Source organism: Cytobacillus sp. NJ13, assembly GCA_030348385.1.
Lineage (GTDB): Bacteria > Bacillota > Bacilli > Bacillales > Cytobacillaceae > Cytobacillus.
Window position 1 is genome coordinate 754,457 of sequence record JAUCFP010000006.1, and the last position, 21,546, is coordinate 776,002.

21 protein-coding genes and 1 other RNA gene are annotated in these 21,546 nt (G+C 41.3%); 13 read left to right on the forward strand and 9 right to left on the reverse strand.

The window, feature by feature from the left end:
• Positions 1-94: 94 nt before the first annotated feature.
• Entirely contained in the window at positions 95-1,354 is a 1,260-nt protein-coding gene (locus QUF73_03655) for an ATP-binding protein (GenBank protein MDM5225296.1), read from the forward strand.
• A 558-nt stretch (positions 1,355-1,912) separates the two neighbouring features.
• Here QUF73_03655 and QUF73_03660 read toward each other — a convergent pair.
• The 3 genes from QUF73_03660 to QUF73_03670 form a co-directional block, all read right to left on the reverse strand.
• Positions 1,913-2,239, reverse strand: a complete 327-nt coding sequence (locus QUF73_03660; protein ID MDM5225297.1) for a redoxin domain-containing protein — start codon at positions 2,237-2,239, stop codon at positions 1,913-1,915.
• 18 nt (positions 2,240-2,257) lie between these two features.
• Complete coding sequence (locus QUF73_03665; GenBank protein MDM5225298.1) at positions 2,258-2,425, reverse strand: hypothetical protein; 168 nt, start codon at positions 2,423-2,425, stop codon at positions 2,258-2,260.
• 226 nt (positions 2,426-2,651) lie between these two features.
• Positions 2,652-2,825: an aspartyl-phosphate phosphatase Spo0E family protein gene (locus tag QUF73_03670; GenBank protein MDM5225299.1), complete on the reverse strand. Its 174-nt coding sequence runs from the start codon at positions 2,823-2,825 to the stop codon at positions 2,652-2,654.
• 264 nt (positions 2,826-3,089) lie between these two features.
• Between QUF73_03670 and QUF73_03675 the strand changes: the two genes are divergently transcribed.
• The 3 genes from QUF73_03675 to QUF73_03685 all read left to right on the forward strand — a co-directional run bounded on the left by QUF73_03675 (position 3,090) and on the right by QUF73_03685 (position 8,227).
• On the forward strand, positions 3,090-3,941 hold the full coding sequence (locus QUF73_03675) for a glycerophosphodiester phosphodiesterase (GenBank protein ID MDM5225300.1): 852 nt from the start codon (positions 3,090-3,092) through the stop codon (positions 3,939-3,941).
• A 366-nt stretch (positions 3,942-4,307) separates the two neighbouring features.
• Entirely contained in the window at positions 4,308-5,570 is a 1,263-nt protein-coding gene (locus tag QUF73_03680; GenBank protein ID MDM5225301.1) for an OFA family MFS transporter, read from the forward strand.
• Positions 5,571-5,866: 296 nt separating this feature from the next.
• On the forward strand, positions 5,867-8,227 hold the full coding sequence (locus QUF73_03685) for an FdhF/YdeP family oxidoreductase (GenBank protein ID MDM5225302.1): 2,361 nt from the start codon (positions 5,867-5,869) through the stop codon (positions 8,225-8,227).
• A 361-nt stretch (positions 8,228-8,588) separates the two neighbouring features.
• Here the strand turns inward: QUF73_03685 and QUF73_03690 are convergent, their stop codons facing one another.
• From QUF73_03690 to QUF73_03705, 4 genes are all read right to left on the reverse strand, one after another.
• Positions 8,589-9,968, reverse strand: coding sequence for a HAMP domain-containing sensor histidine kinase (locus QUF73_03690; GenBank protein ID MDM5225303.1), 1,380 nt, complete (start codon positions 9,966-9,968; stop codon positions 8,589-8,591).
• Positions 9,965-10,645 carry a response regulator transcription factor gene (locus tag QUF73_03695; protein ID MDM5225304.1) on the reverse strand — a complete coding sequence of 227 codons (681 nt, stop codon included), beginning with the start codon at positions 10,643-10,645 and terminating at the stop codon, positions 9,965-9,967. Before QUF73_03695 ends, QUF73_03690 begins: the two co-directional genes overlap by 4 nt.
• A gap of 116 nt (positions 10,646-10,761) precedes the next feature.
• Positions 10,762-11,475, reverse strand: coding sequence for an ABC transporter ATP-binding protein (locus tag QUF73_03700; protein MDM5225305.1), 714 nt, complete (start codon positions 11,473-11,475; stop codon positions 10,762-10,764).
• 1 nt (position 11,476) lies between these two features.
• Positions 11,477-12,511, reverse strand: coding sequence for an ABC transporter permease (locus QUF73_03705; protein MDM5225306.1), 1,035 nt, complete (start codon positions 12,509-12,511; stop codon positions 11,477-11,479).
• Positions 12,512-12,659: 148 nt separating this feature from the next.
• Between QUF73_03705 and ssrS the strand changes: the two genes are divergently transcribed.
• Together ssrS and QUF73_03715 are read left to right on the forward strand one after the other, a co-directional pair.
• A non-coding RNA gene (gene ssrS / locus QUF73_03710) (6S RNA) lies at positions 12,660-12,855 on the forward strand.
• Between the two features lie 93 nt (positions 12,856-12,948).
• A complete protein-coding gene (locus QUF73_03715; protein MDM5225307.1) occupies positions 12,949-13,659 on the forward strand; it encodes a polysaccharide deacetylase family protein in 711 nt (236 codons plus the stop codon).
• Positions 13,660-13,690: 31 nt separating this feature from the next.
• Here QUF73_03715 and QUF73_03720 read toward each other — a convergent pair whose 3' ends face one another.
• Entirely contained in the window at positions 13,691-13,966 is a 276-nt protein-coding gene (locus tag QUF73_03720) for a YqhV family protein (protein MDM5225308.1), read from the reverse strand.
• 342 nt (positions 13,967-14,308) lie between these two features.
• Here QUF73_03720 and QUF73_03725 point away from each other — a divergent pair, with 342 nt between their 5' ends.
• Positions 14,309-15,007, forward strand: coding sequence for a class I SAM-dependent methyltransferase (locus tag QUF73_03725; GenBank protein MDM5225309.1), 699 nt, complete (start codon positions 14,309-14,311; stop codon positions 15,005-15,007).
• Between the two features lie 24 nt (positions 15,008-15,031).
• Positions 15,032-15,553, forward strand: coding sequence for a GrpB family protein (locus tag QUF73_03730; protein MDM5225310.1), 522 nt, complete (start codon positions 15,032-15,034; stop codon positions 15,551-15,553).
• A gap of 898 nt (positions 15,554-16,451) precedes the next feature.
• On the opposite strand, the gene QUF73_03735 is transcribed toward QUF73_03730, so the two are convergent.
• Entirely contained in the window at positions 16,452-17,183 is a 732-nt protein-coding gene (locus tag QUF73_03735) for a GntR family transcriptional regulator (protein MDM5225311.1), read from the reverse strand.
• 285 nt (positions 17,184-17,468) lie between these two features.
• Between QUF73_03735 and QUF73_03740 the strand changes: the two genes are divergently transcribed.
• From QUF73_03740 to chbG, 5 genes are read left to right on the forward strand one after another with little or no spacing between them, the layout of a single operon-like run.
• Positions 17,469-17,774: a PTS sugar transporter subunit IIB gene (locus tag QUF73_03740; GenBank protein MDM5225312.1), complete on the forward strand. Its 306-nt coding sequence runs from the start codon at positions 17,469-17,471 to the stop codon at positions 17,772-17,774.
• Between the two features lie 2 nt (positions 17,775-17,776).
• Positions 17,777-19,111, forward strand: a complete 1,335-nt coding sequence (locus QUF73_03745) for a PTS transporter subunit EIIC (GenBank protein ID MDM5225313.1) — start codon at positions 17,777-17,779, stop codon at positions 19,109-19,111.
• 12 nt (positions 19,112-19,123) lie between these two features.
• Positions 19,124-19,438, forward strand: coding sequence for a PTS lactose/cellobiose transporter subunit IIA (locus tag QUF73_03750; protein MDM5225314.1), 315 nt, complete (start codon positions 19,124-19,126; stop codon positions 19,436-19,438).
• Between the two features lie 13 nt (positions 19,439-19,451).
• Positions 19,452-20,774, forward strand: a complete 1,323-nt coding sequence (locus QUF73_03755) for a 6-phospho-beta-glucosidase (protein MDM5225315.1) — start codon at positions 19,452-19,454, stop codon at positions 20,772-20,774.
• Between the two features lie 59 nt (positions 20,775-20,833).
• Positions 20,834-21,532 (forward strand): chitin disaccharide deacetylase, encoded by a 699-nt coding sequence (chbG, locus tag QUF73_03760; protein ID MDM5225316.1) that lies wholly within the window; start codon positions 20,834-20,836, stop codon positions 21,530-21,532.
• The last annotated feature ends 14 nt before the right edge of the window (positions 21,533-21,546 follow it).

Consider the following 21,546-nt stretch of genomic DNA (forward strand, 5'->3'; position numbering starts at 1 on the left):
AGACTTTTTCACATAATAAATTTTTTTGAAAATGATACCATTAACCTCACATTTGATGCTAAAATAATAGAAAATACACAAAAAAGAGGACTATATGAGTAAACGGACAGGTCAAATTTCACTTGTGCTTATTTCGGTTTTGTTTACCTCTTATCAATCCATTTTCTCGCAAGAAACGTTTTTTACTTTTGATTTTTTTCTATTTACATGTATTGCCTGGTTTGTCGGCTGGCAGTTTGACAAAAGCAGGTACTATGCAGAAAAAGCACGGGCCAGCGAAAAGAGCCACAAATTGCTTCTGGAATCACTCCCGGTTTCCGTGCTCATACATAAGGACTTTGAAATTTTGTATGCAAACTCCACTGCAGTCGCTGAATTGTCGGCATCAGATAAAGGTTCATTAATTGGCAGGTCGCTTCTTGACTTTATAGAAATGGACTATAAGGGCCGTTTGCAGGAACGTTATCAGTACATAAAGTCAGAGAAGCAGCTTTTAAACAATATTGAATATAAAATAAAACGTTTTGATGGAACCTCTAGATTTTTTGAAGTTTCATCACTTTATGTTGAATTTGAAGGAAAAGAGGCCATACTCTCTATTGGAACTGATATTTCTGATAAAAAAGAGGAACAGGAAAAGCTCCTGCAAAAATCAGAAAAGCTGGCACTTCTGGGTCAAATGGCAGCTGGAATCGCACATGAAATCCGCAACCCTCTCACTTCGATCAAAGGGTTTGTTCAGCTCTTCAAGTCAAATAGCCAGAAAGATGAATACTTTGACATTGTACTTTCAGAATTGGACCGCATAAATGGAATCGTAGGTGAATTTTTAGTGCTTGCAAAGCCGACTGCAGACATTTTCGAAAAGCAGGACCTTACTAAATTAATCAGCGAAGTGATTCTTTTAAGCAGTACCCATTCTATTTTAAACAATGTCGAAATAGCAGTACAAAATAATCTCCGCGCCCCAAAGATTCATTGTGAAAAGAACCAGCTGAAACAAGTATTCATTAACATTATTAAGAATGCCATTGAAGCAATGCCAGGCGGAGGCCAGTTAAACATTAAAGTCTTTAAAAAGACCGGCAACACTATTTCCATTCAATTCATCGATCAGGGTGTAGGCATATCAGAAGACCGGATTTCAAGTCTGGGAGAGCCTTTTTATACGACAAAGGAAAAAGGAACCGGTCTGGGACTGATGATTTGCTACAAAATTATCGAAAACCATAATGGCCGCTTAATAGTCGAAAGTAAAGTTGGGGAAGGCACGAAGATTGAGATAGAACTCCCATATGAAGGGGATTCGATTCATGCAGAAAATGATCAAAACGGAAACATCGTTTTAATTTAAATGGTTGAGCGGGAGCTGACAGTGCATGAAAATGCGCTGTTTTTTTATTATCCCAGTTGACATTCAGGAAAGAAAGGCCGGTATAAAAGCTAAACGCACATAAATTTTTCTATCCGCAAGTAAAAATCGCTTATCCGCACATAAATTTGGCTATCCGCAAGTAAAAATCGCTTATTCGCACATAAATTTGGATAGCCCATATAAATTCAAGCTTTGCGCAAATAAATCTGAATTAATAGCATATAAAAACGGAGCAATTTTCGATGCAAGCTAAAGAAAATTGCGGTTTTTAACAAAAAAAGAGCCAGTCACATGCAATTTTGCCATGTGGCCGGCTCTTTTTAGGCCTTTTGGACGGATTTTCAAATGGGCACTTATCCTGAGTATAGGACAAGTTTGGTTCCGGGAAGGCTGAAGATAAGGAGGCGATGTATAAATGGGTACCTTTGAAGTGTTGTCTTTGATGATCAGTTTCGGTATGTTTGTTATCGCCATGCTCCAGTTCACAGATAAAGACAGGGATTCATGAACACGCTCTCAAGCGTGTTTTTTTCGTCTTTATTTGGAAAGCTCCTCATATTCTTTCTTTAAGTCTTCTGCGGTTTTATCGATTTCTTCTCCCCAATGGTCATTGACCTTGTTGAACACAATATTGCCTTTTGTATCCATTAAAGCGTAGCCTCTGTAGGCGGCGTCGCCATTTTTCATATCAGCCCGTTCAATGAGCTTCATTTCAGGGTCTGACACAAATGGGAGGCTGTGCCCCATTTTTTCTTCAAGAGCATTATACAGTTCAAGCTGCTGCTCAGGCTGATCATTGCTGACAATGTACATGTTGGCGTCCATGCCTTCTAATTTATCCATATTCTGATGCAACTCGACCAGTTGCTGCTGACAGAGTCCTCAGGTGTATGTAGTGATAAAGAAGAAAACACTTGGCTTGTCCTGGGGGAAAGTAACTTCATTTCCGGTTTGATCCTTTAAGGTGATCGCTTCCTGTGCCTGATCTTTACCGCAGGCTGTCAGAACAAGAAGGACGATTGCCAATAAAATCATGAATTTTTTCTTCATAAGATCTCCATTTCCTTGTTGATGTTATCCTCTCATTATGGCTATATTTTTTGTTTTTCTCAATAAAAATGCTTAAAGTTTCTGCTGATTTTCTCCCTTTTATCCTGAGGAACCATAACGCCTCCATAAGATTAAGCGCTCAATCATAAAACAAACACACTCCTTTTTATAAGAGTGTGCGTTTTATGGAATATTTATTACTTTTGAGGTAATAACCGGGGATGTTCTAAAGGATGAATTTGCTTCGCTGCACTCTATAAATGAGCTTATCGAGCTCCTCTGAGTACATGAGCGTTTCAGGGTGTGACAATCCCTTGTTTTTTCCAACAGAAATCATCTTTTTGCGCAGGACATCGATGTCATGATGAAGTTTTTTTATAGTAGTCGAAGTTGTGGTCATTGATTCGGCTCCTAATCAGGGGATGAAATACTATATTCTATTATCGACAAATTAAACTGCAAATAAACAGATTCGACAAAACTTATAAAAAGATTACAAGTTTCTACAATAGGGATTTCCTAGTGAAAAAGACCTAATCCGAAATGCTTGTATTAATATTCCTGTAAACTATTATTCTTCCAGATTTTACATAGATTTATAACAGAGTTAATATTTTGTCACTATTCTTAAGGTGTAAACCATTATAGATAGGGGACGAAGACATTGAAGAAGAAAATGATTTCTGTTATTGGTGCGGCAGTAATTGGGCTAAATGCGTTTGGAGGAGGTTCGGCGCTGGCAAAGGATATGCATAAGGACATTGTAAATGTGTCACATCGCGGGGCTTCTGCTTATGTACCTGAACATACAATCGCTTCATATGACATGGGCGAGAAAATGCACGGGGATTATATTGAAATTGATTTGCAGATGACAAAGGATGGACATCTCATTGCGATGCATGACGTAACGCTTGATCGGACGACTAATGGAACAGGGCCCGTAAAGGATTATACATTAGAAGAAATTAAGCAGCTTGATGCAGGCAGCTGGTTTAACGAAAAGTACCCGTATGCCTCTAAAGCGGAATACGAAGGCTTAAAGGTGCCGACACTTGAAGAGGTTTTCAAGAAATTTGGAAAAAACAACAGCTACTACATAGAAACAAAATCACCGGATGTTTACCCTGGTATGGAAAAAGAACTGCTTCGTCTGGTTGATAAGTATAATATTAATAAAAATAAACTGCTAGTCCAATCATTCAGCCCTCAAAGTCTTAAAGTGATGAATGAATTGGACCCCTCTATTAAACTCGTACAATTAATCTCATATAAAGCGAACGCAGAAATTACTGATGCAGAGATTAAGGAAATCAAGCAGTACGCGATGGGCATCGGTCCTAATCATACATATTTAAATGAGGAATATGTACAAAAGGTTGTCAACAGCGGCCTTGAACTGCACCCTTATACTGTCAATGACAAGGAAAGAATGAAGCAGCTGATTAACTGGGGAGTAACCGGCATGTTCACAAACCATCCTGACTTGCTGCATGACGTGAAAAAAGGGAGATAAATAGAAAGAACTCCGGAGATCATTTCCGGAGTTCTTTTGTATATAAACCAACACTGCCATAGTGGAAAATTGCTAAAAAGGGCTTGAACATGTTATTTCAAAGTGATATGATTTTTAATAGTTCAAAAATCTGTCACATTTTGATTTGAGATAGCGAACCTGTCGTCGGTTAAAATGTCCTCAGATTCTATTTTGATTAACAGTTGGTCCTTTAAGCAGCGAATCCTGCTTGATACTAACCGTCAATCCTGCTTCAGCATACCCAAATTTGGGAATGCGGGAGAGATTGGCGGTTTTTTTAATTCAAGAAACAATCCTGTAACCGCTTTAAAAAGCAGGGTACGAGCATTATGAGGGGGAAAAAGAGTGAAAAAGACAAAAAATCGGTGGCTGATTGCCGCCTCGGCCGTAGGGATTCATATCTCAATCGGTTCGGTTTATGCCTGGAGCAATTTTACCAATCCATTGATTGAGCAGTTTGGCTGGACATCAAAGGAGGTACAGTTGACCTTCAGTTTGGCGATTCTCTTTTTGGGGTTATCAGCGGCATTCCTTGGCCACTTTGTTGAAAAGCATGGACCAAAAAAAGCTGGTCTTCTGGCAGCAGGATTCTTTGGAGCCGGCATGCTTGGAGCCGGGTTGGCAGTAAATATGGGTTCCTTGCCATTTTTGTACATAACATACGGTGTTCTTGGGGGAATTGGTTTGGGAGTCGGCTATATTGCACCGGTCTCCACACTGGTAAAATGGTTCCCGGACCGCCGCGGATTCGCAACCGGCCTCGCCATCATGGGATTTGGCTTCGCTGCAGCGGTAGCGAGCCCGGTCATGGATGGACTGATTAAATCTGTTGGGACAGCAAACACGTTCTTTATTTTAGGTGCAGCTTACTTAATCATCATGACATTATCATCTTTATATTTAGAAAGACCGCCTGCAGATTGGGCACCTGAAGGCATGAAAGAAAAAGCTGCAGCCGGAAAAATCAAAATCAAACAGGATTTGGCACAGTTAACGGCGAATGAAGCAGTAAAGACATCCCGATTCTATTATTTATGGATCATGCTGTTCATTAATGTAACATGCGGAATTGCGATTTTGTCAGCTGCAAAACCGCTGGCACAGGAAAGCATAGGCCTGACAACGGCAGAAGCAGCGACGCTTGTCGGCGTACTCGGTATCTTTAATGGACTTGGCCGTCTGGCATGGGCATCCATTTCTGATTATATCGGCCGCCCGAATACGTATACGATTTTCTTCGTATCACAGATCGCCTTATTCCTGCTGCTGCCGATAACAAAAGAAGCCATTCTTTTCCAGATTATGCTGGCCATTGTGTACACTATGTACGGTGGCGGATTCTCATCCATCCCGGCATTTATCGGTGATGTATTTGGAACAAAGCAGCTTGGCGCCATTCACGGCTATATTCTTACAGCGTGGGCTGCCGCAGGACTTGCCGGTCCAATGTTTGCAGCGTGGATGAAGGATTCAACAGGAAGCTATGCTTCAAGTCTGACAAGCTTTGCAGGACTTTTTGTGGTGGCGCTTATAGTGTCAATCCTGATCCGTTTTGATATTAAAAAATTGCGCAAGCAAAATGAAGCAAATGAGCGTATGGCAGGTTAAATTTAATAAAAATAACATTCAAGATAGATAGTGTCTAGCTCCAGCGCCTAGCCCCTCGGGGCTGAGCAAGGCGCTTCCGCTTTCCTATTGGTATGGCACTTGGCAGCGAACCTGCTAAAGACTAACCGCCGCAGAAATCAGCATCTATTAGTTAGAGGCTTTTTGCGGTGGTTTTTTTTGAAAAAAGGGCAAATTTATTCTATTTGCCCATATACAATAATAAATGCTATTTGAACATTGGAAATTAAGAGATTCAGGATCTCTATTAAATAGAAAAAATCAAGGGAGTGTTTCAGGTGGGAAAAACAAAACATCCAGGACCTCAGAATAAAAAGGCAATGCCGGATCCGAAACATTGGGTGAGCCCTATTCCATTTGGGCTTGGCAAAATAAAGCCGAAGCATATGAGGGATACAGCAAAAATCCTATGGGAAAACAAAGATAATATTGGATATGCCACAAATATTTTAACAAAAGGTGTGTGTGACGGATGTGCCCTTGGCGTTTCCGGTCTTTATGACCAGACTCTTAAGGGGCCGCACGTATGTACTACAAGGTTAAATGTCCTTCGTTTGAATACTGCCGGCGCCATCAAACCGGAAATTCTGCATGCCGATATTGATGAGCTGCGCAAATATGACAGCACCGAGCTTCGTAAATTGGGCCGCATTCCTTATCCGATGATCCGCAGAAAGGGAGAGCGCAAGTTCTCCCGGATCACTTGGGATGATGCCATGAACATGATTGCTGAAAAAATGAAGGTGCTCGATCCTAAACAATATGCGTTCTACCTGACAAGCCGCGGAATTACGAATGAATCTTATTATGTGGCAGGCAAGGTTGCCCGCTTTCTTGGAACGAATCACATCGATAATGCGAGCCGCATTTGCCATTCGCCTTCAAAAACCGCGTTAAAGCGTTCCATCGGAGTAGGGGCTTCCACAGCCAATTACCTTGACTGGATCGGAACGGATGTCCTGTTATTCTGGGGCAGTGTGGCATCAAACAGTTCGCCTGTATCATCCAAATACATGCTTGAAGCGAAGAAAAACGGCACGAAAATTATCGTCGTCAATCCATATAAAGAACCGGCGATGGACAAATACTGGATTCCGTCGAATCCGGAATCTGCATTGTTTGGCACAAAAATCGCAGATGATTTTTATCAGGTAAATATCGGCGGAGACATTGCCTTTATGCACGGGATCATGAAGCACTGGTTTGAAATGGAGAAAGCGGAGCGCGGTTCTGCCATCAATCATAAGTTTGTGAACGAGCATGTAAATGGATACGAAGATTTGAAAATGAAAGTGAAAGAGCAGTCATGGGAAGAGATTATTAAATCTTCCGGTGTAAGCAAAGAGCGTATCATCGAGCTTGCGGAACTGCTTGCGAACAGCAAAAACGCCGTCTATGCCTGGGCTCTTGGCCTGACCATGCATTCTTTTGCGACAGATAACATTTCACAGGTTGCGAATCTTGCGCTGCTTCGCGGTCATCTGGGCCGAAAGCATAATGGCCTAATGCCTTTCCGCGGACATTCATCTGTGCAGGGAAGCGGTGAGATGGGGGCAGATCCATTCGTATTGCCTGGCGGTGACTTTTATGGTGACAATTTTGCCCGCATTCAAAATCTTTGGGGCTTCGAGCTTGAGAAATGGCAGGGTGATATTGTAGGGGTGACACTGGAGAATATCCTGCTCCCAGAAGACCATGAACGGAAAATCAAGCTTTACTATCTTTCAGGCGGTAACTTCCTTGAGACAATGCCAGATCCTGATTTTATTGAAAAAGCTCTTTCTGAACTGGACATTCGTGTTCATCAGGATATAATTTTAAACACTTCTACACTGGTTGATGCGAAGGAAGCGGTCATCGTGCTCCCGGCTAAAACCCGATACGAGCAGGAGGGCGGCGGTACATCCACTTCTACGGAACGCATGGTGTATTTCAGTCCGGAAATTGAAGGGAATAAGAATAAAATTGAAGAGGCACGCGAAGAATGGAAAATCTACATTGATCTTGCCAAACGTGTTAAGCCTGAAACTGCTCATCTCGTTAAATTTAAAAATGCACAGGAAATCCGTGACGAAATTGCAGAGGCTAACCCTAGTTATGATGGCATTCAGCACCTGAAAAAAGCAGGTGATGTCTTCCAGTGGGGCGGAGCATGGTTATGTGAGGACGGCATCTGCCCGACTCCGGATGGAAAAGGCACACTTATTACTGTGGATATTCCCGACCTTGGAAAGAAAGAAGGGCAATTCATTGTAACGTCACGCCGAGGGAAGCAGTTTAATTCCATGGTCTATAAAGAGGTGGACCCGCTGAATGGTGCCGGACGATATGATGTACTGATGAACGCCGAGGATGGAAAGGATTTAAGCATTGCAGAGGGTGAAGGGATTGTCCTATACAATGGATTCGGTGTATTCCAGGGAAGAGCCAAATTCGTCGATATCGCCCGCGGCAACGTCGAAGTCCACTTCCCGGAAGGAAACTTCCTATTGCCAAGAGGCCGCTACGAAAAATTCGCTGGTATCCCTGACTACAACATCACGGTTACCCTCGAAAAAGCAGACCGCTACAATGCACGCAAAGACGTGGAATATAACGAAAAACACATTGCTGAAGATGAAATTGATGCACCAGCATAAAGGGGAGAGAGATGGCTTTAGGCCATCTCTCTTTTATCTGTGAATTTGAGAAAATATCGCGATAAACGATGAAAATGGATCTCTATCGAAAAAAGGTTGCAAAGCAGAGTGAATAGGGACGAAAAAAGAACAGCAACCGCTAAAATGGTAGTTAATCCGAGTGAATAACGACGAAAAAAGAGCAGCAACTGCTAAAATGGTAGTTAATCCGAGTGAATAACGACGAAAAGAGAGCAGCCGCAGAAAAAATGGTAGTTAATCCGGGTGAATAGTGACGAAAAGAGAGCAACCCCAGGAAAAAAGGATGGCACAATTGGCAGGCTCGCTGTATAACAGGAAATCGGTTCGAAATAACCAATAACTATTTAATCGGAAGCTCAATAGTAAAAGCAGTTCCCTCTTTCCCTTTACTATTTACATGAACATGGCCACCATGTAAATTGACAATGGACCAGACAATAGATAAACCAAGCCCTGTGCCCTCTATTGTTCGTGTCCGTGCGGTATCTGCCCGATAAAAGCGATCAAATATCCTGTCAATTTCTGAATTAGTCAATCCTATTCCGGTATCTTCAATGGTTACAAATATTGATTCTCCTTTTTCTTCAATTGATATATCAATACTGCCATCAGGTTTATTATATTTAATGGCGTTTGCCAATAGGTTATCCCAAACTGTATTAAGTAAAGAGGGGTCACCGATGATTTCCGTATCGGGTAAAGAGTGGCTGAGCATTATTCCTTTTTCATTAATTCGCCATTGATAATTCTTTACCAATTCATGAATCTGCCGACCTACATTGAATGCCTTTTTTTTCAAAATATCGTTATTTCGATCTAATGAGGCAAGAAGCAGCAATTGTTTTGTTAAAGTAGATAGTCTTCTGATCTCTCCATTGATAATTGAAACGTAATGGACCCGTTCTTCTTGTTTTATTGATTCTTTTCCCATTAAGTTTGTATATCCCTTTATATTTGATAGGGGAGACTGAATATCATGAGAAATGTTGGAGATGAACTCCTTTCTCATTTCATCCATTTGTTCTAATTTTCTCGCCATTTTTAAAAAATTCTGTGATAGCTCTCCCAACTCATCATGACGAGTAATATCAAGGTTAACATTGAACTCGCCTTTGGAAAGTGATTTTGTGGCTTTTGTGAGTTTCGAAATGGGTTTTACTAAATATTTTGTGCTGAAAATAACCATAACGATGCTTAATATAATGGTTAATGCGAGCATCCACCCAAATAAAAGATGCATTTCATTAAAAAGGAGTTTTAAATCCGGCCTGATGAAAAGAGCATATTTTTTGCCATCATGTGTTAGTGGAACACCTATTGTATTTTTCAATTCATTTGCAAAAAAGCCTGTTACAAATGTTCTGTGCGGAAAATGGAGAATGCCATGATAAATATTTCCGTTTAAAACATGCTCCTGGGTAGAAACAGAGAGACCTTTATCCCTGAATGGTGCACCAAAAAAAGATTCATCGCCCCTGCCATCAACCAGGTAAATTTGATAGCCAACTGAAGAAATGTTATCTAAGTAATCATTCAAGTTTATAGTAGGGTGCTCATCAGCAAACGCTGCGATTGATTCTGCAAAACGTGTAATTTTATGATCATTATAAGGTTTTAATTTCTGCTGGTAATAAGTATTGGAGATTAAAAAAGCAAAAACGCTGCTAATAATCATGATTCCGATGGTAATAACAAAAAATTTTATATAAAGAGATTTCATTCTCGATTGACCTCCAGGGAATATCCAACTCCGCGTACTGTTTTAATTTGAAAATGATCTGTCAATTTAGAAAAACGTTCTCTCAGCCTTTTTATATGAACATCAACTGTTCGTTCATCCCCTTCATAATCCATCCCCCATATTTGATCAATCAGGTGGTCTCTGGAAAACACTTGCATAGGTTTTGACATTAAAAAATATAAAAGTTCAAACTCCTTTAAAGGTAATAGGATTGTTCGTTTTCCCACCTTCACTTCATAGCTTTTCTTGTTTATAATTGTGTTGCCTATGCGGACAATGTACTCATCAGGATTGTTATCGTAGCGCCTAAGCAATGCTTTTATACGAAAGCTCAATTCTTTCGGTTCAAAAGGTTTAACAAGGTAATCATCCGTACCTGCGTGAAACCCTCTCTCCTTATCCTCAATTTGATTTTTAGCTGTTAAAAGGATGACAGGTATATTAAATTGATTTCGTATCTCTTTTGTTAATGTATAACCATCCATAAATGGCATCATTACGTCAACTACTGCTAAACTGCATAATTCCTTATTAAGAATCTCTAGAGCCTCGATTCCGTTATAAGCTTTAAATACTTTATAACCTTGTTCAGTTAAGTGGATATCGATTAGGTTTAACACAAGGCTGTCGTCATCAGCAATTAAAATATTAGTCATTATTTTTCTCCCATTTTTTTCTTCATCTTTCTAATGCTTACCATTAATAAAACTGTATACAAAAAAATAGCCCAGCACAATAGAAGGGCTATTATCTTTATTTAGAAAGCACAATTTCAAGAGATTACTTGAGGCACAGCGGTTGACTCATCAGTTTGGAGAATTAGCCCATCACTCATTTTAATAATATGGTCGACATAAGAAAGCATTTCTTCATCATGTGTAACCATGAGGGTAGTGATGTTCAGGGTTTTTGTCAGCTCTCGTATTAAGGTCATCATCTCTTTAGATTTTTTTGAATCCAGGCTTGCAGTTGGTTCATCAGCAAAGAGAACCATGGGCTTATGAATAATTGCACGCGCAAACGCAACCCTCTGTTTTTCACCACCTGAAAGTGAGGAAGGGTAAGCTTTTTTCCGGTGGTCAATCCCCACTAGTTTTAGTATTCTGTTCACTTCACTTTTTTGTTCCTTTTTGGTTAATTTCGTTTCAGAAACATCCAGCATAAGCATTAGCTGTTCTTCTACTGTAAGAAAAGGAACAAGGTGTGCAAATTGAAAGACAAAGCCAAATTTATTTGCCCGAATTTTGCGGATTTGCTCTTGATTCATAGCATTTATATTTTTTCCTTCAAATAGTATTTGACCCTCTGAAGCAGGCTGAAGGCCTGCTGCAATGGTAAGCAGCGTACTTTTACCAGACCCCGAAGCGCCCACCAATGCTGTAATTTTTCCTTTTTTTAGTGAAAGATTGATTCCTTTTAATATTTCTTCCTTTATTTCACCATTAGTGAATGCTTTTTCTATGCCATTTACAGTAAAAAATTCCATATTAAACCTCTCCTTGCTGAATCGCCTGTAATGGTTCGATTTTTTTAACTTGAATGCCTGAAAGAGTAGCTCCAATGAATCCGATAATTAAAAACACCATTGACAACATGCCTGTGGTTTCAAGGGTTAAAGTAAAAGGCATACCATCTGGTGCGATCATATTAAAACCCTGACTGAGTGCAGCTGACAAAACAAGTGCTATTCCGGTTATGAAAATCATTTGTGTCCACATCATTTTAAATAAGGCACTTGTTTTTAATCCAATCGCTTTTAGTATACCGTACAGCCCAATTTTTTGAACGTTCATCATATAGAAGAAAATTGCGAACAGCATTCCGCTAATTACCACCAAAAACCAAACAATCATATTAAGAGACATTTGTTCTGCGCTATAACTTGGTATCGTTTCGAGAAATTGTTTCTTTGAAAATGATTGCAGGCCGTCAGCTTCCTGTGCCTTATCCTGGCCAGGTACATAAATCAATTGCATTTCATCAACTCTGTACATCTCTTTGTAGTTTTCTATATTTATAAAAGCAACTGGTGCATGGCTGAATTTCTTTTGATCTACAAACCCTTTTACAACAAACTCGTCGCTAAATTGATTATTTGTTAAGACATCTCCGGCTTTGATTCCTTTATCCTCCATAGATCTGTCCAATACGACCTCACCAGGCTTTACATTCTCAAACCATTTTGATTCGGTTGAGGTGACAAAAGCTACGCTTTGCTGTTTTTCATTCTTATCATTTAAAAAGCCCATTTGAATGGAGAGTGCCGCAGCATCTTCTTGCCCGTTTAACCATTTTTCCTGTAAATTGCTATCTATCCTCGATAGATTATAGGTTTCGTCTGCATCTTCATTCATATAAAATTGTCCATTGGGCAGGTCTTTAATTAATGCAGCATTATCCTGAGATAATCCGTTCGCTAAGCCTGAGATAATAAACGTCAGCAAACTTATTAGAAAGACGATTGAACCTAAAATCAAAAACCGTATTTTATTTTTCTTCATTTCTTTCAATGCAAGACTCATCAGAATTCCTCCAATCTCTTTTTTACATTCTTAGATTAGACCTTCAATATGAACAGAGGATGAACGAATCTTTACATTTTTAGCAGTGGGGTGTCTGCCAAGAATTTATTACCATTGAAAAAGACCTGAAATTATCTTATTATAATAAAACAAGCTGCATTGTACGTAATCATACTAAAGTTTTAACCTTTAAGCTGAAATAGGGAGTTTAACATCGGAACAGGAATGACAAGCCTCTGTCTATTTGACAAGGAGGACATGCAGGAATGTTTCTGCGGACACCCACTTTGAGGAGTGGTGGTTTAAAACTTTCTTATAACAGTTACGGCAAAAGCGGCTCCATACTTATATTATCAAACCAGTTTCCAATCGGGGGCTGGTTTTTTTATTATATAAAAATTATAATAACCCTGATACTATAGCTGTCTGGAGGAATTATGAAAAAACTGCTAAAAATCAGCATTTCTATCACTCTGATTTTGGGAATTTGCTTTTTGCTGTTTGAAATTTCCAAGTCAAGGAACTTTCAGTTTTTCGGCGGCCTTGTTAATAAAGCAGAAACAGAGGAAAAAGTGGCAGCATTAACATTTGATGATGGACCAGGCGTCAACACGGAGGAGATATTGGATATTCTGCAGGAGGAAGAAATTAAAGCCACTTTTTACCTGACAGGGCAAGAGATTGAGCAGCATATGGACGATGCCAAAAGGATTGCGGAAGAAGGGCATGAAATTGGCAATCATTCCTATTCTCATACACGAATGGTCCTAAAATCTCCCTCTTTTATTAAAGATGAAATTGAGAAAACAGATGATTTGATCAGGCAGACAGGTTATGAGGGAGAAATTCATTTCCGCCCTCCATACGGAAAAAAACTATTTTTTCTGCCTTACTACTTATCTAAAGAGGAGCGTAAGACGATCCTATGGAACATTGAGCCTGAAAGTCATCCGGAAATAGAAGGGGATGCCAATAAAATCACGGAGCATGTGGCGGAGAATATAGAACCAGGCTCCATCATTCTTCTTCATGTCATGTATGAAAGCCGGGAAGAGTCATTGAAATCTGTTAAGAAAATTATTTCTTCATTAAAAGAGCAGGGTTACCATATGACTACGGTTTCCGAATTGCTGAAACATCAGAAGTAGAGCTGTCCGTACAGCTCTTTTTCTTATTGGATTAGTTGCCTTTTACCCCATAAAGAATGCAGCCAACTCCGCAAAGTACCCATAATATCTTGCTTAGTGAAACTTTATCTGCCATTCCAGTCAATCCGATGACTGTCGTCAAGAGAAGCACTGGCGGTCCAATAAGGGCTAGTGAACTATTTGCAATCAGTGCTTTTTCAATATCATTCATTCTTAAGATCAATAGTGCAACAAAGATTTCAATGCTTCCTGAAATAATCCGCAGAATTGCCATACCGAGAATCGCTTTATCAAGGAAAAAAAACATCATGTACCTCCTATACCTTCTTGTCAGTCATTATATGTGAGCTAATCCAAATGAAGGACAGGTTTTCAGAAGAAAATATTTCATAAATGTTACGAATATGACGAAGGAGTAAATGGTGAAGGTTGCCAAATGTGCATAGTGAGCGTTTCCGGGATTTTTTATGTTAAAAGACTTAAAGTATTTATTAGACTATTTGTATTGAAAATACCCCCTTACAGGATCTCTAATTGGAAAAATAATGAAGGATCGGAAGTTCGATTTTGCATAAATATTCTTTTTTTAACGGAGCTGTAATCCTTGATTATGAGGGTTTTAGTAAAATAAAGGAAAGGGGGCATTGCCATGGAGAAAGCGATTTTACATTACGATGATTTACTGGAAATGCTGGATGGATTGTTAAGAGAACCAAAAGCCTTCTGGGAAAATTTTTATGAAGACCGGGACAAAGAGATTCCATTTTTCATAGCGAAGGGGCCAGATGAAAACTTGAATGCATATGTTCAAAATGGCTTGCGGCCGGGAAAAACCCTTGAGATTGGCTGCGGTCCGGGGAGGAATGCCATCTTTCTGGCGAAGAGTGGAGCGAAAGTGGATGCCATTGATTTTTCCGAAAAGGCGATCAATTGGGCTGGCGAAAGAGCCAAAGAAGCACAAGCCGATATAAATTTTAAATGTGTATCTCTTTTTGATTTCCATTTTGAACCACACACCTATGATTTTATTTATGACAGCGGCATGTTCCATCATCTTCCCCCGCATAGAAGGCTGACATATTTGGAAATAATCAAAGCTGCACTGAAGCCAGGGGGAAAGTTCGGACTTGTTTGCTTTAATACTGATGGCGCGCTTCCTACTCCGGACTGGGAGGTATATCACAGCGGCAGCTTAAAGGGAGGCATCGGGTATACTGAAGAACGATTGAAAGCGATCTTTAACAATGACTTTAATCTCATTGAGTTTAGAAAAATGAAAAATATTCAGCAGCCTAGCAATCTCTTTGGAGAAGATTTTTTATGGGCCAGTTTGATGCGGTTAAAATAGAAGTTTTCAAATTAGGAGGAAATCATGACAAGGAAAGTGGCAGTTGCTCCATATAATCCCGATTGGCCATCCTTATTTAAAAGCGAGGCAGCACTCCTCAAGACGATTTTTAAAAGAGAGATTTTGGACATCCACCATATAGGCAGCACGTCCATTCCAGGTCTGGCAGCAAAGCCGGTCATCGATATAATGCCTATAGTAAATAAAATTGAAATGGTTGATCGCTTCAATCCGGAAATGATTTCACTGGGATATGAACCCCGCGGAGAAAACGGACTGCCTGGCCGGCGGTATTTTCAGAAGGGCGGCAATCAGCGGACTCATCATGTCCATATCTACGAAATAGGGAATCCTCATATCACCCGGCATCTTGCATTTCGTGATTATTTACGATTAAACGGCGAAGAAGCAAAACAATATGGAGCTTTAAAAATGGAGTTAGCGAAACAGTACCCTTTAGACATTGATGCATACATAGAAGGGAAAGAAGCACTGGTGCGGGAAATTGAGATGAAGGCAATAAAGTGGCATGAGGCATTATGCTAAGTTAATCCACTATTATTCTTTATCAAATCAAAAATGAGAATACCTATAAAACTTTTAATCCCTATTCGGACAGCAAAAAGACATATCCCTGCTTGCTCTGTCCGAACCAGGCATGCATTCGGACAGCAAAGGTTAAATCGCAGTTGATGGTGTCCGAACCAGGCACGCATTCGGACAGAAAAGGTCAAATCGCAGTTGATGGTGTCCGAACCAGGCACGCATTCTGACAGCAAAGGTTAAATCGCAGTTGATGGTGTCCGAACCAGGCACGCATTCGGACAGAAAAGGTTAAATCACAGTTGGTGCTGTCCGAACCAGGCACGCATTCGGACAGTAAAGGTTAAATCACAGTTGGTGCTGTCCGAACCAGGCACGCATTCGGACAGAAAAGGTCAAATCGCAGTTGATGGTGTCCGAACCAGGCATGCATTCTGACAGCAAAGGCCAAATCGCAGTTGATGGTGTCCGAATCAGGCATACATTCGGACAGCAAATGCTAAATCGCAGTTGATGGTGTCCGAACCAGGCACGCATTCGGACAGAAAAGGTCAAATCGCAGTTGATGGTGTCCGAACCAGGCACGCATTCGAACAGTAAAGGTTAAATCACAGTTGGTGCTGTCCGAACCAGGCACGCATTCGGACAAAAAAATGCTAAATCGCAGTTGATGGTGTCCGAACCAGGCACGCATTCTGACAGCAAAGGCCAAACCGCTGTTCCCACTGTCCGAACCAGGCACGCATTCTGACAGAAAAAGTCAAATTGCAGTTGATAGTGTCCGAACCAGCTGCGCATTCAGAAAGCAAAGGCCCATTCGCAGATCCCGCTGTCCAAGTCAGCTGCGTATTCACCCGCCACCAAGAGAGTTCCCGGTTAAACAATATCCTCCGCCAAGCTTTTATTCATAATTCCGTTCAATAATAAAATGAGCATAATCCCCGCGGAACATCGTTTTGGAATACTCGATTAAGCTTCCGTCTTCAATATGGGCATAGGTTTCAAGAGAGAAACACGGTGTTTCAGTTTTGATTTTTAACAAGTCACTAATTTCCTCTTCCGGAAATGAAATTTCTAAATGCTCGACTGTCTTTTTGATTTTTAAGTCGTATTGAGTCTGCAGTAAATTGTATAAGGATTTTTCACAGGCCTGCCGGTTCAAGCTGGGGGTCTTTTTCCATGGCAGAAAGGCTTTTTCATATTGAAGCGGCTCGTCATCCGCATATCTGATTCGTTCGAGAACATTTACGGGATCGCCTTCTGACAGCTCAAAGACATCTGCTAAGAAGGGATCGGCAGGGATGACTTCCAGGTTTATTACTTTTATAAGCGGGTTTTTTCCCTGCAACGTCATTTGCTTTGAAAAGTTTTCGACGGTAGAAGTCAGCCGCTGCTTAACTTTATTGCTTGATACAAAAGTGCCTCTGCCTTGCTGGCGATAAATATGGCCTTCTGAGCTCAGCTGCTGGAGTGCTGTTCTAATGGTCGTCCGGCTGACTCCATATTTTTCACAAAACTCCGCTTCTGTCGGCAATTTTGTATCCGGTTTGTATTCTCCATTAGCTATAAGTTCAAGAATGCTTTCTTTAACCTTCAAATGCAGGGCACTATCCTCGGTGAAACCGTCTTTCATACCCGTTCCTCCTACTCTGTTCTTCATTCTATTATTCCATAAAACTTATTGTCATATCAATTACAAAATAATTTGTAATAACAAATTTAAAAAAGGTATTGAAAAATTAAATATTTGTAATTACAATTGATTTCAAGCATAGGATATTGAAGGGGGGTGAATGACTTCAAAAAAGGAATATTTTTCTTTTAAATTGACTGAATAATCTGTTTTATTGATGGTACTATTAGGATAAGCAATCATTCTATTTTTTTGAAATCGCTTACAGAGAAAAGGGGGTCAATCATGAATATTTTGTTATGCTGTTCGGCTGGAATGTCTACGAGTCTTCTAGTGACAAAAATGCAGGCAAGTGCTGATAGCCAGGGGATCGACTGTAAAATCTGGGCTGTTGGCAACGGGGAGGTTAGAAACCATATTGATTCCGCAGATGTACTGCTGCTGGGACCGCAGATTCGGTTTATGACCGAGCAGCTGAAGAAAGAGGCAGGCGGCAGGATCCCTGTAGCTCCCATAAACCCAATGCATTATGGCTTATGCAATGGAGAGGAAGTATTAAAGCAAGCTATTTCATTAATAAAGGGTGAATAGTGATGATGACGTTTATTGAGAAATATATCATGCCTTATGCTATGAAATTCGGCAATAACAGGCATTTGCTTGCTATCCGGGATGCCTTGATCGGGATGATTGCCATCACGATGGTAGGATCATTTGCTGTTCTATTTAATAATTTGGGGGAAATCATTAAGCCATACGGGAGGCTCATGGAAAGCATTTTCGGCGAATCCTGGAAAACACTGGGCGGAGATATTTGGTGGGGAACGTTTGCCTTTTTAACCATATTCGCCGTGTTTGGCATATCCCACAGACTTGCCAAATCCTATGGGGATGATGGATTCGAGGCCATGCTGGTTGCTGCAGCCTGCTTCTTCCTCTTAGTCCCTCAGGTTGGCCAGGTGCCGGATACGGAAGGCGTCTGGGGGTTCATTGGCTATGGATACTTTAATGCTGCGGCTTTATTTACAGGGATTGTGGTGGCCCTTCTTGCAACAGAATTATTTATACGTTTGACCAGGGTAAAAGCCTTTATTATCAGACTGCCGGATGGAGTACCTCCTGCCGTTGCTGGGGCATTTGCCAAATTGGTGCCGGGCATGCTGACGATTTTCTTGTTTGGAGTGGCAGGCCTTCTGTTCAGAAAAATGACAAATGGGGAATTTTTGAATGACTGGCTTAATGCAACACTTGTCGCACCTTTGACAAATGCAGCGGATTCACTGCTATTTGCGATCCTTATTGTCTTTCTTGTTCATGGCTTCTGGGCGGTTGGCCTTCATGGGCCTAATATTCTAGGAGGTGTTACAACGCCTTTATTCACATCTCTCGGAACCAAAAATACAGATTTGTATGCTCAGGGTGTGGCAGATCTTGATAAATATGCCATTCTGGCAGGTCCATTTCTGGATGCCTTCGTATATCTCGGCGGCTCTGGAGCAACGCTTGGCCTTATCATTGCCATGTTTATTGCAGGACGAAAGAGGCACAAGCAAATGCTGGCATTGGGAACGCCGCCAGGAATCTTCCAAATCAATGAACCGCTTTTATTCGGTCTTCCGATTGTGTTAAATCCAATCTGGCTAATACCGTTTATTTCAGCACCGGTCATTATGACTGTAGTGGCGTATCTGGCTATTAAATGGGGCCTTGTATATCCGGTCGTTGTGGCAAGCATTCCCTGGGTGACGCCTGCAGGAATTGGCGGCTATCTTGCTACAGGGGGACATATCTCCGGTGCAGTGCTGGCACTTGTGAATTTAGCGATTTCCATTTCCATTTATCTTCCATTCGTATATGTAACAGGGAAAATGGATGAAAAGAAACTGAAGCAGGTGCAGCCAGAACAAACACCATCAATTCAAGGTTAGGCGGGTTAATGAATGGATAAAGAAAAGCTTTATCAAATATCATTTCAGCTTATTTTGCACAGCGGGAATGCCAGAAGTCTCGCCATGGAATCCATCCAGAAAGCAAAGGCCGGAAAGTTCGAAGCAGCGGAAGCAAAAATCCGGGAAGCCGAGGAGGAGTTTGTCCTGGCACACAGACATCAAACTGAGTTAATTCAGGGGGAGGCTTCCGGGACTCAATTCGATCTGCCCATCATTCTTGTCCATGCCCAGGATCATTTGATGAATGCACTGACTGTCAAAGACATGGCACAGGAATTTATCGACTTATACAAGAAACTTGACTAAGAGAGGTAAACGAATGGCACAGCAACCAGATAGTATAAAAATAGCCGTAATAGGCGGAGGTTCAAGCTATACACCTGAATTGATTGAAGGCTTCATCAATAGACATCAGGAATTGCCTGTCAGGGAAATTTGGCTTGTGGATGTGGAGGAAGGAAGAAATAAGCTTGAGATTGTCGGCCAATTAGCGAAGCGGATGGTTGAAAAAGCCGGGGTTCCCATACAGATTCAGCTAACTTTAGATAGGAAAAAAGCGCTTAAGAATGCCGATTTTGTTACAACCCAATTCCGTGTCGGGCTTTTGGATGCAAGAGCAAAAGACGAGAGAATTCCTTTGAAATATGGAGTGCTGGGCCAGGAAACCAATGGCCCGGGAGGATTTTTCAAGGCACTCAGAACGATTCCAGTCATTATGGAGATCTGCCGTGAAATGGAAGAATTGTGCCCCAATGCATGGCTGATCAATTTTACCAATCCGGCAGGAATGATTACAGAAGCAGTCCTGCGAAACAGCAATATCAAAAAAGTGGTTGGTTTATGCAATGTGCCGATTGGGATGGAGATGGGGGCAGCCCAGTTAATGAATGTGGATCACAGCAGAGTAAGAATTGACTTTGCGGGACTCAACCACCTCGTTTACGGGCTCGACGTCTATGTCGATGGAGTGAGCGTCAAGGAAGAGCTTCTGAAAAAGCTTATGTACAAAGAACATTCGATCACGATGAAAAACATCCATGCGATGGGGTGGGAACCGGAATTTCTGCAGGCATTGAATGTGCTTCCTTGTCCTTACCATAATTATTACTATAAAACACGTGAAATGGTGGAAGAAGAAGTCAAGGCAGCTTCTGAAGGCGGGACTCGGGCTGAAGTGGTTAAAAAGCTGGAGGAAGAGCTGTTCCAGTTATATCAGAATCCAGATCTTGCTGAAAAGCCTCCGCAGCTTGAAAAAAGGGGAGGGGCTTACTATAGTGATGCAGCATGCAGGCTGATTCATTCGATATATACTGATAAAAGGGATATACAGCCGGTTAATACCCGTAATAATGGTGCCATTGCAGGCCTTCCGTCTGATTCAGCCGTGGAAGTCAGCTGCGTAATTACGAAGGATGGACCGAAGCCGATAGCGGTCGGTGAACTCCCAGTTGCAGTCAGAGGACTGGTTCAAACTATTAAATCCTTTGAAAGAGTGACCATAGAAGCGGCCCTGACTGGTGATTACAATACTGCTCTTCTAGCGATGACAATCAATCCGCTGGTGGATTCCGATAAAATAGCTAAAAAGATACTTGATGAAATGCTCGAAGCTCATCGTACCTATTTGCCGCAATTTCAATAAAACTTGCAGGGCAGCCATTTCATGCTGCCTTGCAGCTATGCAACCGGAGGAAAATAATTATGATCAAACTCATCGTCAATGCTGATGATTTCGGCTATAGTCCCGGAGTTAACTATGGAATTTTGCACAGCCACCTATTTGGAATTGTCAATTCCGCCACCATGATGATGAACATGCCCGGAACTGGGCAGGCCCTGGCAATGGCCAGACAATACCCGGGTTTACGAACTGGCGTTCATTTAGTTCTGACATGCGGGAAGCCGTTATTATCCCATTTAAGAACCTTAACGAATAAAGATGGATACTTCAGAACACAGGCAGATTTGGAGGGAATATCCGCAGAAGAGCTCGAGCTTGAGTGGTCTGCACAAATTGACCGTTTTCTCAGGGCTGGTCTTGCGCCTTCCCATTTGGATAGCCATCATCACGTTCATACACGCGAAGAGCTTCTCCCAGTGGTTCAAAACCTGTCCAATAAATACGATCTCCCTTTCAGAGTCAATGGCGACTTTCCGCTTGAAGGGGTCAAAAGCTATTCTAACAGATGCTTATTCGATTTTTACGGAGATGGCATTCAGGAAGATTATTTCAGCATGCTGGCAGAAAAGGCGGAGGACGGGGAAACAGTGGAAGTCATGTGCCATCCGGCATTCGCAGATCAATTGCTAATGGAAGGGTCATCTTATAATTTAAAGCGTTTAAAAGAGCTGGAAATACTGTGCTCCACAAACCTTCCACCTGAAATAAATCTTCTATAAGAAAAACAGTGCCC